The sequence below is a fragment of the Opitutaceae bacterium TAV5 genome (genome assembly GCA_000242935.3).
In the GTDB taxonomy this organism is placed as follows: Bacteria; Verrucomicrobiota; Verrucomicrobiia; order Opitutales; family Opitutaceae; genus Geminisphaera.
Map to the genome: position 1 here is coordinate 4,390,668 of CP007053.1, position 14,928 is coordinate 4,405,595.

At 64.5% G+C, this 14,928-nt stretch carries 17 protein-coding genes; 9 read left to right on the forward strand and 8 right to left on the reverse strand.

Features of this window, described 5'->3' with window-relative positions; genetic code table 11:
- Window positions 1-100 precede the first annotated feature (100 nt).
- The 4 genes from OPIT5_18805 (at window position 101) to OPIT5_18820 (ending at window position 2,839) form a co-directional block, all read left to right on the forward strand.
- Entirely contained in the window at window positions 101-1,081 is a 981-nt protein-coding gene (locus tag OPIT5_18805; protein AHF91966.1) for a glycosyltransferase family 1, read from the forward strand.
- Entirely contained in the window at window positions 1,063-1,422 is a 360-nt protein-coding gene (locus OPIT5_18810) for a LysR family transcriptional regulator (GenBank protein ID AHF91967.1), read from the forward strand. The genes OPIT5_18805 and OPIT5_18810 overlap by 19 nt, the downstream gene beginning before the upstream one ends.
- 26 nt (window positions 1,423-1,448) lie before the next feature.
- Complete coding sequence (locus tag OPIT5_18815) at window positions 1,449-2,438, forward strand: transposase ISSod13 (protein AHF91968.1); 990 nt, start codon at window positions 1,449-1,451, stop codon at window positions 2,436-2,438.
- Window positions 2,439-2,653: 215 nt separating this feature from the next.
- Window positions 2,654-2,839, forward strand: a complete 186-nt coding sequence (locus tag OPIT5_18820) for a hypothetical protein (GenBank protein ID AHF94525.1) — start codon at window positions 2,654-2,656, stop codon at window positions 2,837-2,839.
- 141 nt (window positions 2,840-2,980) lie between these two features.
- On the opposite strand, the gene OPIT5_18825 is transcribed toward OPIT5_18820, so the two are convergent.
- The 4 genes from OPIT5_18825 to OPIT5_18840 form a co-directional block, all read right to left on the reverse strand.
- Complete coding sequence (locus tag OPIT5_18825; protein ID AHF91969.1) at window positions 2,981-3,277, reverse strand: plasmid stabilization protein; 297 nt, start codon at window positions 3,275-3,277, stop codon at window positions 2,981-2,983.
- Window positions 3,274-3,507 (reverse strand): addiction module antitoxin RelB, encoded by a 234-nt coding sequence (locus OPIT5_18830; GenBank protein AHF91970.1) that lies wholly within the window; start codon window positions 3,505-3,507, stop codon window positions 3,274-3,276. Before OPIT5_18830 ends, OPIT5_18825 begins: the two co-directional genes overlap by 4 nt.
- A gap of 76 nt (window positions 3,508-3,583) precedes the next feature.
- Window positions 3,584-4,210: a Clp protease proteolytic subunit ClpP gene (locus tag OPIT5_18835; GenBank protein ID AHF91971.1), complete on the reverse strand. Its 627-nt coding sequence runs from the start codon at window positions 4,208-4,210 to the stop codon at window positions 3,584-3,586.
- Between the two features lie 104 nt (window positions 4,211-4,314).
- Window positions 4,315-5,643, reverse strand: coding sequence for a trigger factor (locus tag OPIT5_18840; protein ID AHF91972.1), 1,329 nt, complete (start codon window positions 5,641-5,643; stop codon window positions 4,315-4,317).
- 220 nt (window positions 5,644-5,863) lie between these two features.
- On the opposite strand from OPIT5_18840, the gene OPIT5_18845 reads away from it, so the two are divergent.
- Window positions 5,864-7,219: a hypothetical protein gene (locus tag OPIT5_18845; GenBank protein ID AHF91973.1), complete on the forward strand. Its 1,356-nt coding sequence runs from the start codon at window positions 5,864-5,866 to the stop codon at window positions 7,217-7,219.
- Window positions 7,220-7,228: 9 nt separating this feature from the next.
- Here OPIT5_18845 and OPIT5_18850 read toward each other — a convergent pair whose 3' ends face one another.
- The 3 genes from OPIT5_18850 to OPIT5_18860 all read right to left on the reverse strand — a co-directional run bounded on the left by OPIT5_18850 (window position 7,229) and on the right by OPIT5_18860 (window position 9,776).
- Entirely contained in the window at window positions 7,229-8,620 is a 1,392-nt protein-coding gene (locus OPIT5_18850) for a hypothetical protein (protein ID AHF91974.1), read from the reverse strand.
- Window positions 8,621-8,713: 93 nt separating this feature from the next.
- Window positions 8,714-9,373: a peptide methionine sulfoxide reductase gene (locus OPIT5_18855; protein ID AHF91975.1), complete on the reverse strand. Its 660-nt coding sequence runs from the start codon at window positions 9,371-9,373 to the stop codon at window positions 8,714-8,716.
- A 106-nt stretch (window positions 9,374-9,479) separates the two neighbouring features.
- Window positions 9,480-9,776 carry a hypothetical protein gene (locus tag OPIT5_18860; protein ID AHF91976.1) on the reverse strand — a complete coding sequence of 99 codons (297 nt, stop codon included), beginning with the start codon at window positions 9,774-9,776 and terminating at the stop codon, window positions 9,480-9,482.
- Window positions 9,777-9,975: 199 nt separating this feature from the next.
- Between OPIT5_18860 and OPIT5_18865 the strand changes: the two genes are divergently transcribed.
- The 4 genes from OPIT5_18865 to OPIT5_18880 all read left to right on the forward strand — a co-directional run bounded on the left by OPIT5_18865 (window position 9,976) and on the right by OPIT5_18880 (window position 12,802).
- Window positions 9,976-10,341 carry a hypothetical protein gene (locus OPIT5_18865; protein AHF91977.1) on the forward strand — a complete coding sequence of 122 codons (366 nt, stop codon included), beginning with the start codon at window positions 9,976-9,978 and terminating at the stop codon, window positions 10,339-10,341.
- A 219-nt stretch (window positions 10,342-10,560) separates the two neighbouring features.
- The gene (locus OPIT5_18870) at window positions 10,561-11,247 is read left to right on the forward strand and encodes a flagellar motor protein MotA (protein AHF91978.1); all 687 of its coding nucleotides are present in this window, start codon (window positions 10,561-10,563) and stop codon (window positions 11,245-11,247) included.
- Between the two features lie 176 nt (window positions 11,248-11,423).
- The gene (locus tag OPIT5_18875; GenBank protein ID AHF91979.1) at window positions 11,424-11,858 is read left to right on the forward strand and encodes a biopolymer transportern ExbD; all 435 of its coding nucleotides are present in this window, start codon (window positions 11,424-11,426) and stop codon (window positions 11,856-11,858) included.
- A 14-nt stretch (window positions 11,859-11,872) separates the two neighbouring features.
- Window positions 11,873-12,802: a cell envelope protein TolA gene (locus OPIT5_18880; GenBank protein AHF91980.1), complete on the forward strand. Its 930-nt coding sequence runs from the start codon at window positions 11,873-11,875 to the stop codon at window positions 12,800-12,802.
- 323 nt (window positions 12,803-13,125) lie between these two features.
- Here the strand turns inward: OPIT5_18880 and OPIT5_18885 are convergent, their stop codons facing one another.
- A complete protein-coding gene (locus OPIT5_18885) occupies window positions 13,126-14,907 on the reverse strand; it encodes a beta-galactosidase (protein AHF91981.1) in 1,782 nt (593 codons plus the stop codon).
- Between the last annotated feature and the right edge of the window lie 21 nt (window positions 14,908-14,928).

A 14,928-nucleotide genomic window follows, 5' to 3' on the forward strand; every position in this document is an offset into this window, starting at 1 on the left:
GCGACAAATACGATTCGCGGGCGCACGTGAAGTGCGCCCCTGCGTGGCCTTTGGCCGTGAAAACACGGTCGTGAAAACGAACAAGAAACCAACAAGTACAATGAACGCACACAAGAGGACTGGAACAGCCGCGCTGCTGGCGGCGCTGACGGCGCTGGGAGCCGGTACGGCCACCGCCCAGACGATCCCGATCGAGACGGTGAAGATAAGCGGGGGCAACTCCGCGGACAGCACCGGCTACGGAGCCGTCTCCTATGATTACTACATCGGGACGAAGGAGGTGACGAACGCGCAGTACGCGGCGTTTCTGAACGCGGTGGCGTCGCAGAGCGACACGTATGCGCTGTATAATACGAACATGGCGAGCTACGGGATTACGCGCTCGGGATCGGAGGGAAACTACACGTACACGGCGACGTCCGGGTGGGAGAACAAGCCGGTGGTGTATGTGAGTTTCTGGGATGCGGCGAGGTTCTGCAACTGGCTGACGTCGGGGGAGACGGAGGTGGGGGTGTACAACTTTGGGGGGGCCGCGAATCCGGCCAATACCAGCGTGAGCCGGGATGCGGAGGCGTGGGCGGCGGGAGGCTGGGCGTTGCCGACGGAGGACGAGTGGTACAAGGCCGCGTATTACAATCCGGCTGCGGACAGCTATTCGTTGTATCCGACGGGAAAAGACACGATCAGCGGCAGCGACGCGAACTACTGGAATTCGGGAGCGGGGAACAAGGCGACGGATGCAGGTAGTTACGCAGCGAACCCGAACGGGACTTTTGACCAGGGGGGAAACGTTTGGGAGTGGAACGACGCCATTATAAATACTAATTTACGTGGTGTGCGTGGCGGCTCGTTCAACTACGGCGACCTCAGCCTCACCTCCTCGGCGCGCAACAACTTCACCGCTACGTTCGAGAACTCCTACCTGGGTTTTCGTGTTGTTGCCTCCAGCCTGACGGCCGTGCCTGAGCCGGGCACGGTGGCCGGTGCGATGGGGCTGGTGATGCTTGTAACCAGTGTGTGGGTACGAAACAGCCGGAGGGCTCGGGGCATTCGTCATCCGTCATGCGTGATCTGCCGGTGATCGGGATGAAAACAACCGGACGCCGTGAGGCCCGGGTGATCGACAGCCGGAGGCTGCTGGCGTTCTGGACGCTGGCGCAGGTCGGCAGCTTTACGGAGACGGGTCGCTTGCTGGGGCTGACGCAATCGGCGGTGAGTCGGGATATTCTCTGGCTGGAAGACGACCTGGGGGCCCGGTTGTTCAGGCGGCTCTGGCGCAGCAGCACGCTGACGAAAGCAGGCGTCGCGCTGCTGCTTCATGCGGAGGTGATTCTGGGGGAAATGCACCGTATCCGGGAGAGCATGGAAACCGCGGGCGGGAAAGCGGGACGGGAAAACGGGCCGGCCGCTGATCCTTCCTGATGCCCTCCGCACCTTCCCTTGCCGCCATGAAAACACCCGTCAAAGAGCCGTTCCTGCCGCCATCCGCCCCGTCGTCGTCCCCGGCTGTTGCGGACTGGCGGGCAGCCATGGCGGCGCGGGAGAAGTCCCGGGTGTGGCAGGGGATGGTGCCGACGGACCCTGCGGTGGTGGCGACCGTGGTGTCGATCGCGAGCGAGGACCCGGGGCTCGGTTACGGGAAAATCCGCCAGCGGGCGCAGGCGGCGCACGGGGTGAGGCTGGCGCAGGCGACGGTGGCGAACATCTTGCGGCGGCACGGGGTGCAATGCGGACGGGGAGCGGGGCGGTTGCCGGAGATGGAGGCGGCGTTGCTGGAGGGCAGGCCGGTGTCGGAGTGGTTTTACAGGAAGCTGCTGCTGGCCAACCCGGCGCTGCGGGAGCGGGGACGCGAGACGGCGGGACCGGGCGAGCGGGTGTGCCAGACGCATTTCCCGGTGATGACGCCGGGGCCGGAGAGCCGGGTGTGGGTGCATGCGTATGTGGCGGTGGATACGTACGGGGGGATGGCGATGGCGGAGCTTTACGGCGAGGGCACGACGGAGGCGGCGGTGGATTTCCTGCACGGGCGGGTGTTGCCGTTTTACGGGCGGGAGGGAGTGAAGGTGGCGTGTGTGGAGACGAGCCGCAACCGGGTGTATCATGGGGGAGGGGATGCGCATGTCTTCGGGGCGTACCTGAGGATGCAGGGGATACGGCACGAGGTGCGGGCGATCGCGATGCCGCCGATGAACGGGTTCATGGAGCGGTTCAGGCAGGCGTTCACGAGCGGTTTTGTGCAGCCGCTGCTGCCGGGTTTGCAGCGGGGGGACCAGTGCGGCGCAGACCTGACGCCGGAGGCGCTGGCCGGGTTGCGGGAAAAACTGGCGGAGTGGCTGCGCCACTACAACGGGGAGGAGCCGCAGGAGGGATACCGGAATGCGGGGAAGACGCCGCGGGCGTTCTGGCAGGGGGCGGGGACGCTGAAGGCCGGAGGCTGAATAGGGAACATTCAACATTTAACGCTCAACATTTAACATTTAACGGGAAACCGGATACGGGATCGTTTGTTGAGGGTTAAGTGTTAAATGTTCTGCCGGTGCGGAGGGGAAGTGGCGCGGGCGTCTCGCCCGCTGGCGGCGAAGCCGCCGGGTCGGCGTGGCACGGCCATCCTGGCCGTGGACGGCGCGCAGCGCCGCCCGTTTGTTTCCGGACGTTGCGGAGAGGCAACGCTCACGGGCTGGAAGCCCGTGCCACGCCGGAATCGTTCTCGTACTCTTTCTCGTTTTCTTTCTCCGGTCCGGGTTCGTTCTCCTTCTCTTTCTCCGGATCGATCGTTCTCCTGCTCCGGCACTCGCACGACGCACGCACGCACGACGCGCCGCAGCACAAGAAAGAGTAAGAGAAAGAGAAGGAGTACGAGAAAGAGTACGATCCGGAGAACGAGTAAGAGAACGAGTGGGAGCGGGCGAGACGCCCGCGCCACGACGCTCCGCGTAACATCTGGTTATCGGGGGCCATAAGGGGCCAACGTGGAATGAGGCTAATCCACCCGATGCAACCAATAGTCCGGCTCCCGGTGCAAGGGCATGACGGCAACGATGCGAATATGATCAGGCTTTTCCTCATAAAGGATGCCGTAAGGAAACAGCGTTGAAAAATGACGACGGACGGGACGTCGAATGTATCGATAAGTTTGGGGCCAACGGCATACCTCCGCGATGAGCCGTTCCATTTCGTCGTAAAACCGTTCGCCCAGATCCGGACTGATTTTTGCGTAATACCCGGCAGCCTTGACGTATTCTTCTTCAGCCTCGCGATGAAATCCGTGGGGCTTCATCGACCAACGATCTGGCGGATGCGTGCACTGACTTCGTGGCCCGGGACGAGCACCGCCTCGCCACGATCCAGCTCGGTGGCGCGGCGCAAGGCGGTTTCCGCCCAGGCCGCTTCATGCTCTGCCGACAGGCCGCCGTGTCGGGCCAAGGTGATGCGATCCAGCAATTCGGCCACGGTATCAACCGGCCATCGGTTGGTTTCCTCAACAATCTGTTCAACTGTCATCGGCATGGCGCGCAACGTTGCCGGATTCGCGCCTGGCGGCAAGTACGCAGGATTCAAAACCGGAGAAATCCCGGTAATGTTTTCAGGCGGCGGTGGCCTCGGTGGTGGCGAGTTTCTGGGCGTCGCGCGTGCTGGCGACCACGTGGTCGACGAGGCCGTAGGCCTGGGCCTCGAGGGCGCTCATGTAGTAGTCGCGGTCGGAATCCTTGTCCACCTGCTCGGCGGTCTTGCCGGTGTGGCGGGCGATGGTCTCGCTGAGCGTGCGACGCCAGCGGAGGATCTCCTTGGCGGCGATGGCGATATCGGCCGTCTGGCCGCCGGCGCCGCCGCTGGGCTGGTGAATCATCACGCGGCTGTTGGGCAGCGCGAACCGCTTGCCCTTCGTGCCGGCGGAAAGCAGCACGGTGGCCATGCTGGCAGCCTGGCCGACACAGTAGGTGACCACGTCGCACTGGAGGAAGTTGATCGTGTCGTAGATCGCCATGCCGCCGGTGACGACGCCGCCGGGAGAGTTGATGTACAGATGGATGTCCTTTTTCGGGTCCTCCATCTGGAGGAACAGCAACTGGGCGATGACCACGTTGGCCACGCCATCGTCGATCGGGGTGCCGATGAAGATGATGCGATCCTTGAGGAGGCGGGAATAGATATCCATCGACCGCTCTCCGCGGCCGGTGTTTTCGAGGACGATGGGAACGTAGTAGCTCACGATGTTGTGCCTGGGTGGACGGTGTGGTTTTGACCGCCGGAGGCCGGATGCGGGTGCCGCCGCTGGCGCCGGTGTGAAACGGCGGTGGCGGCGGCAGAGGCGGGTCAGGCTTTGGCGGGACTGGTTGTTGTCACGGTAGCCCGGGAAACGAGCAATTCAAGGGCCTTGTCGAAAATGATCCCTTGCTGGATGGAGCGGAGCTGCTCGCGGTCCTTGGTGAGCTCCTTGACGAGCTTCTCGGGCCGCTGGCCGTTGCGCACGGATTGCTGGTAGAGCCAGGCATTGATGTCGGCTTCGGTGACCTTGAGGTCTTCCTTGCCGGCGATCTTCGCGAGGATGAGCTGGGTCTTGACGCGGGTGGCGGCGGCTTTTTTCGCGCCTTCGTAGAGCTCTTTCTTGTCCTTCTCGAACTGCTCGGCGGGGACGCCGCGGCGGAGGTTTTCCTCCATGAAGTTGCGGAGGACGTTTTGCGTCTCGGCCTCGACGAGGCTTTCGGGGACCTCGAATGCGACTTTGGCGTTGAGGGCCTCGGCGACCTGGCGGCGCTGGTCGTTGCGGTTGGCGTTCTCCTTGCGGAGCTTGAGCTGGTTGCGGACGTTTTCCTTCAGGGCGTCGACGGTATCAGCCTGGTGGGCCTTCAAAAATTCCTCGTCGAGCTCGGGGAGGACGCGCTCGCGGATTTCCTGGATGGTGACGGCGTAGTTCACGGTCTTGCCGGCGAGGGCGGGAGCGGCGGTGAATTCGGCGGGGAAGGTGATGGCGATGTCCTTTTTGTCGTCCTTGGCAACGCCGGCGAGGTGTTTGCCGAGGCCGGGGATGAGGCCTTCGTGTTCGCCTTCGACTTCTTCCCACGTCTGCGGGACGGAGGCGTAGATCTGCTTGTCGGGGACGAGTTCGAGGGCGGGTTTGCCATCGACGGTGCCTTCGTAGGAGAGTTTGACGTAGTCGCCTTTCTGCGCGGGGCGTTCGGCGACCTTGAAGTCGGCGCGTTCGGTGCGGAGGTTCTGGATCACGTCGTCGATTTCGGCGTCGGTCGGGTCGACGGGGTTGATCGTCGTGGGCAGGCCGGTGTAGTCGGGGAGCTCGAATTCGGGCTGGATGTCGACCGTGAGGGTGAGCGTGGCGGGCGCGCCGGTGGCAACGGTGTCGCCGCCGGCGAGATCGACGAGCTGGACAACCTCGAGTTTGTGCTGTTCGAGGGCGTTGCGATAGGCTTTGGAGAGCACTTTCTGCCTGAACTCGCTGTCGATTTCCTTCGCGTAACGTTTTTCGATCATGGCCACGGGGGCCTTGCCGGGGCGGAAGCCGGGAAGCCGCACGGAGCGGGCGATTTCGCTGACGACGGCCTGACGTTCGGCGTCGATTTCGGAGGCGTCGAGCGAGACGACGAGCTTCTTGCGGGTGGAGGAAACGTCCTGGACTTCGATGTTCACGGGTGTTGGAAAAGAGGAAACGGGTTGCGAGTGTAGAAACCGGTCACGCTACGCGGCGGAATTCGGGACGGTCAATGCCGGATTCGGGAGGAAAAAGGGGAGGTTCCTGCTCGACGGATCGGCTGACGGATTCACAGTGGGCGGCTTTCGCATGTCCGGTTTGTCCCGCCCATCCATTATCCGCTTTCTTGCTGTCGTCGTATTTCCGGTGCTCGCGCTCATGGCCTGCAGTGCCCGCAAGAAGCCGGAGGCGAAACCGGCGGCGGCTGCGGCGGTGGCCCAATCCGGGCAGGCGGCGGGCGCTCCGGCGGCTTCGTCGTCACCGCCTCCGGCCGCTCCGGTGCCCCCGGCTCCGGCGCCGGGCCTGTCTGCGCCGGCTCCGGCGACCTGGCCGGTGATGCCGGGGATCGATGTGCTGGCGGAAACCGGCTTCCGGGCCGTGGCGGGCAAGAAGATCGGGCTGCTCACGCATCCGGCGGGCGTCAACCGGCGGGGCGAAAGCACGATCGATGTGCTGCGGCGCGCGCCGCAGACCCAACTGGTGGCGCTGTTCGCTCCCGAGCACAGCCTTTCGGGGCAGGTGAAGGCCGGGGAGAATTTCGGGGATGTGCGGCATGTGCCGACGGGCCTGCCGGTCTGGTCGCTGCACGGAGCCAACCGCAAACCGACCGCGGCCCAGCTCAAGGGGCTGGATGCCCTCGTCATCGACTTGCAGGACATCGGGGTGCGTTCCTACACGTTCAACGTCACCATGCGCTACGCGATGGAGGCGTGTTTCGAGCACGGGGTGGAGGTGATCGTGCTCGACCGGCCCAATCCGCTCGGCGGCCTGAAGGTCGACGGGCCGACCCTCGACCGGAGCCTGATGAGCGGGGTGGGCGCGTTCGAGATGCCCTACGTGCACGGGCTGACGATCGCCGAGCTCGCCCGGATCGCGGCCATGACGCCGGGCATGCTGGCCGTGCCGGAGGCGACGCGCGCCAAGGGCAAGCTCACCATCGTGCCGATGCGCGGCTGGCGGCGCGCCATGCGCTGGCCGGAGACGGGGCTCGCCTACGTGCCGACCTCGCCGCTGGTCCAGGATTTCGGGGCGGTCATCGGTTACGCGATGGTGGGGCTCGGGTGCGAGTACAGCGGCTTCAGGCACGGTCTCGGCAAGGCGTTTCCGTTTCGCTCGATCAGTTTCAAGGGCAAAACCCCCGAACAACTCGCGACCGATCTCGGCGCGCTCCGCATCAACGGCGTGGGCTTCCGCAAGATCACGGCCAAGGACGCGCAGGGCAAGACGGTGAGCGGGCTCTATGTGGAAATCACCAACTGGGACACCTGGGAGCCGACGCAGCTGAGTTTCGAAATGATGCGGCTGGCCTGCACGTACACGCCTCCCAATCCCTTTGTCCGGCTCGATGCCAAGGATGCCCGCAGCTTCAATATCCATGTCGGTTCCGTGGCATGGTGGGACGCGCTCCGGCGCGATGGCGCGAAGGTCAACCTGGAGGCGTTCCGGAGCAACTGGCGCAACCAGTGCCTGGCGTGGCAGCAGCAGACGCGCCGGTTCTGGCTCTACCAGCCGTAGGCGGGCCGGTCACCACGGCCACACCAGGTCGTCGGGCTGGCCCACGTTTTCGCCGTTGCCGAAACCGCCATTGTCCACGCCGTCGATGCCCACGCTCCAGATGCGCGGTTTTTGCAGATCGCTGCGGAGCGGCTCGCCATTGCCGAACGGATCAACCGGCTCGGCGGCGAGCAGCCCTTTCCGGACGAGCACATCCCAGGCCGCGGGCTGGCCGTTGCGGCGCCACGCGAGCATGCCGGCGAGCGCCGCGCGCTGGGCCTCGCGGCGGAAGATCGACACCATCAGCGGCTCCCACTGCGGGGTGTTGAGCACGAGGAAGAGCTTGCCCACCGGATTTTCGGAATGCAGCACGGCGGCGTTGGCCTCGGCCAGCACGGACGGGAGAAACGGCCCTTCGTCGGTCGCGTACGTGTAGAACCCGCCGAGTTCGCGCAACCAGGCCGAGAGCGCGACGGCCGTGTGGCCGGTGTGATAACCGCGCGGGAACCGTCCGGTCCGCTCGATCACCCGCAGATAACCGCGAATATCCTCCGCGCCGGCGCGCAGGGTGGCCTCGCGATCCAGCGGCTCGCGGCCTTCGGGCGGGAGGGCGAGGTGCTGCTCGTCGGGAGCGACGGGCGTCGGCGGGTGCATGGCGAGCGAGGCGAGGCTGCTCAACAACAGATCGGCGTCGCGGGTCTGCGGCATGCGTCCGATGACGGTTTTGTAAAAAAACGTGTATTCCCCGCGAAATCCGCGGGCGATGGTCTCGCGGGCCAGCGCGGCGTCGGCTTCGAGGTCAGCCTGCAGCGAGGCGGCCTCGTCGGCGGTGAGCGGCTGCCGCGCGAGCCAGTAAACGGTGTCGAGCGACACCTGCCAGACGCCGGAGGCCTTGATCATGGCGATCACGCCTTCCTGCGCGCGCAGGAAGGCGCGGGCGAAGTCGAGGTTTTCGCGCGCGAGTTTCAGCGCGCCGGGACGGTCGCCGGCGGCCCAGGCGCGCCGGGCGAGGTTGGCGCGGATGACGGCGACCTGGTAAAGCGGCGCGTGGTCGGGGAAGGGGGTATCGGGGCCTTCGATACGGGGGAGCTGGAGCACCTCGCCGTCGCGCAGCCCGAGTTCGCCGATGATCGGGCGGACGCCGTCCAGCCAGAGGAGGGCGTCGGGGTCGGCAACGGCCGGGCGCAGCGGGGAGAGGTGGTCGATGAGCAGGCCCGAGATGCCGTCATTGCCGGGCTGGAGGGCGGGGAAATGCGCGCGCCAGCGCACGAGGGCGTTTTGCGCATCCGGCACTTCGGCCCGCGGGAGGGCCATGTCGTCCGGGACGGTTTCGGCGGCCCGCAGGGCGGGGCAAAGCACGGGGACGAGCGAGATGAGGACGGTGACGAGGAGTCCGGCAACGGGTCGGCGGGGGGACAGCATGTGCCCAGCGTATGCACACCGCCGGCGCATCCGGCGAGCGTCAAGTTGGGCCGGCCCGTGAAATCCGCGGGCCGGAAACGGGCGCGGCCGGGTCTACGGTCTGGCCAGTTCCTTTTTCAGCTTGTCGAGCTTGGGCCGGATGACGACGCGGCAATAACCCTCCTGCGAGTTCTCCTTGTAATAATTCTGATGATACGCCTCGGCGGGCCAGAAGGTGTCGAGCGGGGTGATTTCGGTGACGATCTTGCCGCCCCAGTCCTTGTTGGCGCGGTCACGGGAGGCTTCGGCGATCTTTTTCTGTTCCGGCGTCGCGTAGAAAATCACCGACCGGTACTGCGTTCCCTCGTCCGCCCCCTGCCGGTTGAGCGTGGTCGGGTCATGGATGGTCCAGAACAGATCCAGCAGCCGGTCGAGGGTGACCTGTTTCGGATCGAATTCCACGCGCGTCACTTCGGCGTGTCCGGTCGTCCCGGTGCAGACCTGCTCGTAGGTCGGGTTGGCCACGTGGCCGCCGGCGTAGCCGCTGGTCACGGCTTTCACGCCGGGGACAAGTTGCCAGGCCGCTTCGGTGCACCAGAAACAGCCGCCGCCGAGGACGAGGATTTCCGTGGTGACGGCTGTGGCCGCCGGTCCGGCGGGGGCTGCGGCGGCAGCGGAGTCGGGAGAACCCGAAGCGGAGGGAGTGCCGCCGGTATCGGCGGCGTGGATCACAGGGGCCATAAGGAGCGTGGTAAAGAGTCGGTGGAGTTTCATGTGGCGGACAGGCAGCCGGTGACCGGGGAAGACCGGGGACATCGGTGCGGCAAAAGGACTCACCTCGCCTCCGCACGCAAGTCGCGACACACCTTCCGGCCGGTCTTCATGCGCGGGGCAGGGGAGGGGTGGCGAGCGTCTGCTGCACCATCGCCCTGGTCACCGCCACGGCCGGCCGGGTGAACGTCCAGTGGCGGGTCCGGGCCGGCGCCGTCTCGAAAACCGCAATGGAGGTCTGGACCAGCGGACAGCCCGGATCGAGGCAAGGCAGTTCGTTCACGATCACCGCCACGTCGTCGGCCAGGCGCAGGTAGTCGCGCGTCCAGCGCCTGATCGCGGCCGCATGCCCGGGATCGGGAAGCCGGGGAGGCGGTGAGGCGGGATCGGGAATGAAACGATGCATGCGCGCGGATGGCCAAAAGCGTACGGGACAAAAGAAACGGACGGGAAACATCCCGGTTTCGGCGAACACCTGTCTTGCAGGCAACTGCCGACATTGTCGATTCATCCGTCAATTATCGGTTTTACAGATGTATCTGATTTTTTCGCTGACTTGGCGCAACAAATTGGCAACGTCGGCGGTTCCAGACTCCCGAATTCCTATGTCCACTGAAAACACAACTCCCGATTCCGGTCCTGTCCAGGCACCTGTTCCTCCGGCTCCCGCCGTCAGCAGCGAGGATAAAACCGTCGCTATCGTCAGCTACATCACGCTGATCGGTTTCATCGTGGCGATCGTCCTCCACAGCAAGAACAAGACCCAGCTCGGCGCTTACCATTTGCGCCAGATGCTGATGTTCATCATCGCCTCGCTGTTTGTCGCGATTCCCTTCATCGGCCTGATCTGGATGCTTGTTCTCCTGGTCCTCTGGGTCATGGGCCTGATCGCCGCCGCGCAGGGCAAGATGACGCCGATGCCGATCATCGGAAAACTGGCGATCAAGTTCTTCCCGAACGTATTCCAGTAAGACCCGCCTCGCAGTCTGCGCTTTCGCGGGGCGCGGCCAGCCCGCCTCGCGCTTGTCAGAAGCCCGGGAACCCTCCCGGGCTTCTTCGTGTCCGTTCGCCGGCTCCCGCTGCTTCCGCTCCCGCCCTCCGCCACCCGACATTCGTAATCCGCCGCATTTTCCGTTGAACGTGCGCCTGCTTCCGCACAACCCTTCCTGTCCGGTACCATCCGCCTTTCAATGACGCCCGCTCTCGCCACGGTTAATATTTTCAACGTCTTCAGTGTCACCGACTTCGTCGGACAGATCATCACGCTCAGCCTCTGCCTCGCCAGCCTCGTGGCGTGGACGGTGATGTTCGGAAAGCACTTCGAACTGAAACGCATCCGCGAGATGAATCTCGTTTTCGAACAGAGGCTGCGCGACGAACGCACGCTGCTCGATCTGCCCGAGTCGTACAAAAACCGCCGCGTCATCCCGTACGGCGATGTGTACGCCGACGCCATCGACGCGTACTGGCGGGCTGACGGGATCCTGCGCGAGCGCGGCGAGACCGCCGCCCGCGCCCGGCTCGAACATGCGGAAAACGCCATCCAGCGCTCCATCGCGCGTCAGGTGCTGCGTTACGAATCGAGCATGATCTTCCTCGCCACGGTCGTTACCGGCGCGCCCTTCATGGGGTTGCTCGGCACGGTCTGGGGCGTGATGGAGGCCTTCACCGCGGTCGCCGGGCAGCAGACGGCCTCCATCCAGACGCTTGCCCCCGGCGTGTCTGCGGCCCTGCTCACCACGGTAGCCGGCCTGCTGGTGGCGATTCCCTCGCTTTTCGGCTATAATTTCCTCCTCGGAAAAACCAAACAACTCACCACCGAGATCGAAAACTTCGCCAGTTCCCTGGCCGACCGCATCGAACTCGAATCAAGCTGATGCCCGGCTGCGCCGGGAGCAGTCGGGAATTTGAAATTTGAAGTTGGCAGTTTGAAGTTGGAAATTTGTCCCCGCGAATGTAATCAATAAAAAACTACAAACTGCGAATTACCAACTTCAAACTTCAAACTACCAATTACCAACTACCAACTCCGACCCTTCAGCCCTTCCCGCCCATGGCACGTACCTTTCGCACCCGACGCTCGATGCATGCGGTCGCCGAGCTCAACGTCACCAATCTCATCGACGTGGCGTTCACGCTGCTGATCATTTTCATGATCGCCACGCCGCTCATCAACAGCGAGGAGCGCACGATCCCGCTCGACCTGCCCACCGTTTCACCGAGCGACCAGCGGCCCGCCGATCCGCAGACCGAATTCGTTTTCCTTTCCGTCGATGCGCGGGGCCAGTATTTCATCGGCGAAGAAGCAGTCACCTTCACCCAGCTCCAGACCCGCCTCCGCACTTACGCCGCGCGGAGCAAGCAACCGGTCATGCGCGTGCGCGGTGACTCGAAGGCTTCCTATCAATACGTCATCCGCCTGCTCGACGAATTGCAGAAACAGAACCTCAACCGGATCAGCTTCGACACCCAGGTCGGAGGGTCCTGAATCCGGATCGTGCCGTGAACTCCCGCTCGCCCATCGCTTTCACCCTCTCCGCGCTGCTGCATGTGGCGGTGGTGCTGGTGGCGGTGTTTATCGGCTGGAATGCGGCGAGCCAGAAGCCCGAGGAAGCTCCGAAGATCTTCGAGGTCGTGGCCGGACCCGGCGACGACTATAACGCCACCGAAGCGCCCCGGCTCGGCGACCCCGGAGGCATCGAGTTCGACAAACCGCCGCCGCTCCCGCCCACGCCCGAGCCGCCTGCCCCCGAGCCCGTCGCCCCGCCGCCGCAGGCCCCCGCGCCCCCCGCCGTCGTGCCCCTGACCCCGGCGCCGCCCGAACCGATACCGGCTCCCGTCCCGATCAAGCCGGCGGACAAGCCGACGATCGTGACGCCTGCGGCAAAACAACCGAAGCCCGCCGATAAACCTGCCCCCAAACCGGCAGCAGCGGCGACACCCGAGCCCAGGAAGACCGTCAGCTACACGGAATTCCAGCAGGCCAACCCCGGAGCCACGCGCACGCCGGCCAACCGCGCTTCCCAGGCGCCGGCTGCCGGCCGGCCGGCCGTGACGCCGCGCAAAATCGATGCGAAAGGCTTTCGCGATGGCCTCGCCGACGGCACCGGCACGACCAGCCGCGGCGCCGGCGGCAACGTCCTGTCGCGCGCGGAGCAGGATGCGATGGACAGCTATTTTGCCTGGGTGACGCAGCAGATCCGGGGGGCCCACGAAAAACCGGTCGGGCTGAGTGATTCGCTGTCGGCCGATGTGTCGTTCATGCTTTCGGCCGGCGGTACGGTCTCGCAGATTCGCGTCACGCGTTCGTCGGGCAACGCGGAGTTTGACCGGTCGGTGGAGAGTGCCCTGCGCCGCGTCCGCCTGCGCCCGCGTCCCGACGGCAAGAGCGACACCGTTTCGCTGACGCTGCGCATGATCGAGGAGCGATGAGCCGGCTTGTAGTTGACAGCGGATTACATGAATTTTTTCCGGATCGAAGGAACCGCTAAAGGACGCTGAAATCCGCTAAAGCCAAGCCCTTTCCCATGCAGAGGAAGGGGACTCGTCCACGCCGGGCCCGGTTTTAGCGTCCGTCAGCGTCATTTAGCGGTTAAGAATTTTTCACAAAAACGGGAAATTGAAGTCTTGTTACCCGGATATTTCACACAAAGGCCGCAAAGATCGCCAAGGCGGGTCATGACAAAGGGGAGGAGAAGCCATGTGCTCCTTCGCGCCCTTTGCGATCTTTGTGTAAAATTCAGGCCGGTCTGCCGTCAGGCTGATTTGCCGAACACGTCGCGCACCACGCGCGCCGCGGCCTTGGGGCGGCGGTATTCGTCGAACGTGCCCTTGTTGTTGAAGGCCCGCGGACGCTTCAGCGACCAGCCGCCACCGTAGGTGCGCACGTCGCTGAAATGCCAGAGCGCGATGCCGCTGCTGCGCGGGTTGCCCAGCGCCTCCTCGCAGGCGCGCCGGATGTAGTCGGCCTGATACTCTTCCGTGAAAAAGTCGTCGTGCGCGTCGCGCCACCCGTAAAGGCCTTCGGCGCCGATCTCGGAAATCATCACCGGCTTGTCGGCAAACCCGCGGGCGTCGATCGACGCGAAAAACTCGCGCATGGCCGGCGCGATCAGGTCGAGCGGTTTTTCAACGCCCTCGCAGCCGTACCAGCCGGGATAGATGTTGAGCGAAATCAGGTCGGCCAGATCGAAATGTTTGTCCGCCTTGCCGAACATCGACGCGTAGCTTACCAGCCGCGACGGATCGAGCGCGCGCAACGTCGCCGCCGTTTCCTCGAAGACCGGTCGCACATAATCGGCATCCGTCCCCGCCTCGTTGAGAAACCCCCAGATGATGACGCTCGGGTGATTGCAGCTTGCGCGCACCATCGCGCGCAAGGCGCGGGCGTGATCGGCACGCCACTTTGCGCTCGCGAAGGTTTTTTCGCGCTGGCCCCACCCGAGATTTTCCTCCCAGACGAGCAGGCCGAATTCGTCGCACAGATCGAGGAACCGCTGGTCCTGCGGATAGTGCGAACCGCGCACGAAGTTGCAGCCGAGCCCCTTCATGAGCTGGATGTCCGCGATCATCTGGAGCGCCGGCGTGCAGGGACCGAAATTCGGATGCCATTCATGCCGGTTGTAGCCCCGGAGTTTGATCGGCTGGCCATTGAGCCAGAGTTTGCCGGCCCGCGCCTCGATATGGCGCAGGCCGAAACGGATTTCGGTCGTATCACAGGATGCACTACCCGCATTGTCATTGACGAGCGTTACGCGCACGGTGTGCAACTGCGGCGACTCCGGCGACCAGACCCGGGGCGCCTTCACCACGAGGTCGAGCGTGGCCACGGCATCCTTTACCGGCACCGCCTTGTGAGTGTTGGCCGGCTCGCCGTCGATCTGTGTGACGAGCGCAACGCTGCCGGTTTTCCCGCCTGCGAGATGGACGTTCAGCCGGAACCGTCCTTCCGCATAACCTGCGCCGACGATGGTCTGGAGGTGGTCGATAAACGCTCCGTCGCCCTCCGGCAGCACATGCAGCGCCACTTCGCGCAAGATGCCGCCGTACTGGTAAAAATCGAAATACTCCTCGTGCATCGGCACGCGTTCGAAGTCGTAGCGGTTGTCCGCGAGGACGACCAGTTCACGTTCTGTCGCATCCCGCCGCGCCGGCACCTCGACGGTGAACGGCGCATAGCCGCAGGCATGCTCCGCGGCGAGCGTGCCGTCGATCCAGACGCGGCACCACATCGAAACGGCGCCAAACTCCAGTCGCGCACGCCGTCCGGCCGGCACGGAAAAACGCATGCGGTAAACCGCCGCGCCGCGCTTGCCGGCATGAGCGGGCAACGCGTCGAAGGCCGAGGGAACGGGCGCCTTTTCAAAGGCGATCGCCGGGGCGGACGATGGGGAAAACGAACCAGGGTCGATCGCGCCGAGGAACGCGAACTCCCGGAGGCCGTTGAGCGAGGAGACAGGACGAAGGGTGTGCATGATAAGGAAAATAAAAATGTGGCGCGGGCTTTTTCTGCCAAACGCCCGCTTCCGTTGCAGCAAGGAATCAGACGGGCGAGCCGC

Coding starts and splice junctions, on each gene's coding strand:
- OPIT5_18845 (AHF91973.1), top strand. CDS start 5,864: ATGGCCTGCAGTGCCCGCAAGAAGCCGGAGGCGAAACCGGCGGCGGCT.
- OPIT5_18830 (AHF91970.1), bottom strand. CDS start 3,507: ATGCCGATGACAGTTGAACAGATTGTTGAGGAAACCAACCGATGGCCG.
- OPIT5_18825 (AHF91969.1), bottom strand. CDS start 3,277: ATGAAGCCCCACGGATTTCATCGCGAGGCTGAAGAAGAATACGTCAAG.
- OPIT5_18865 (AHF91977.1), top strand. CDS start 9,976: ATGTCCACTGAAAACACAACTCCCGATTCCGGTCCTGTCCAGGCACCT.
- OPIT5_18850 (AHF91974.1), bottom strand. CDS start 8,620: ATGCTGTCCCCCCGCCGACCCGTTGCCGGACTCCTCGTCACCGTCCTC.
- OPIT5_18810 (AHF91967.1), top strand. CDS start 1,063: ATGCGTGATCTGCCGGTGATCGGGATGAAAACAACCGGACGCCGTGAG.
- OPIT5_18875 (AHF91979.1), top strand. CDS start 11,424: ATGGCACGTACCTTTCGCACCCGACGCTCGATGCATGCGGTCGCCGAG.
- OPIT5_18855 (AHF91975.1), bottom strand. CDS start 9,373: ATGAAACTCCACCGACTCTTTACCACGCTCCTTATGGCCCCTGTGATC.
- OPIT5_18860 (AHF91976.1), bottom strand. CDS start 9,776: ATGCATCGTTTCATTCCCGATCCCGCCTCACCGCCTCCCCGGCTTCCC.
- OPIT5_18815 (AHF91968.1), top strand. CDS start 1,449: ATGAAAACACCCGTCAAAGAGCCGTTCCTGCCGCCATCCGCCCCGTCG.
- OPIT5_18870 (AHF91978.1), top strand. CDS start 10,561: ATGACGCCCGCTCTCGCCACGGTTAATATTTTCAACGTCTTCAGTGTC.
- OPIT5_18805 (AHF91966.1), top strand. CDS start 101: ATGAACGCACACAAGAGGACTGGAACAGCCGCGCTGCTGGCGGCGCTG.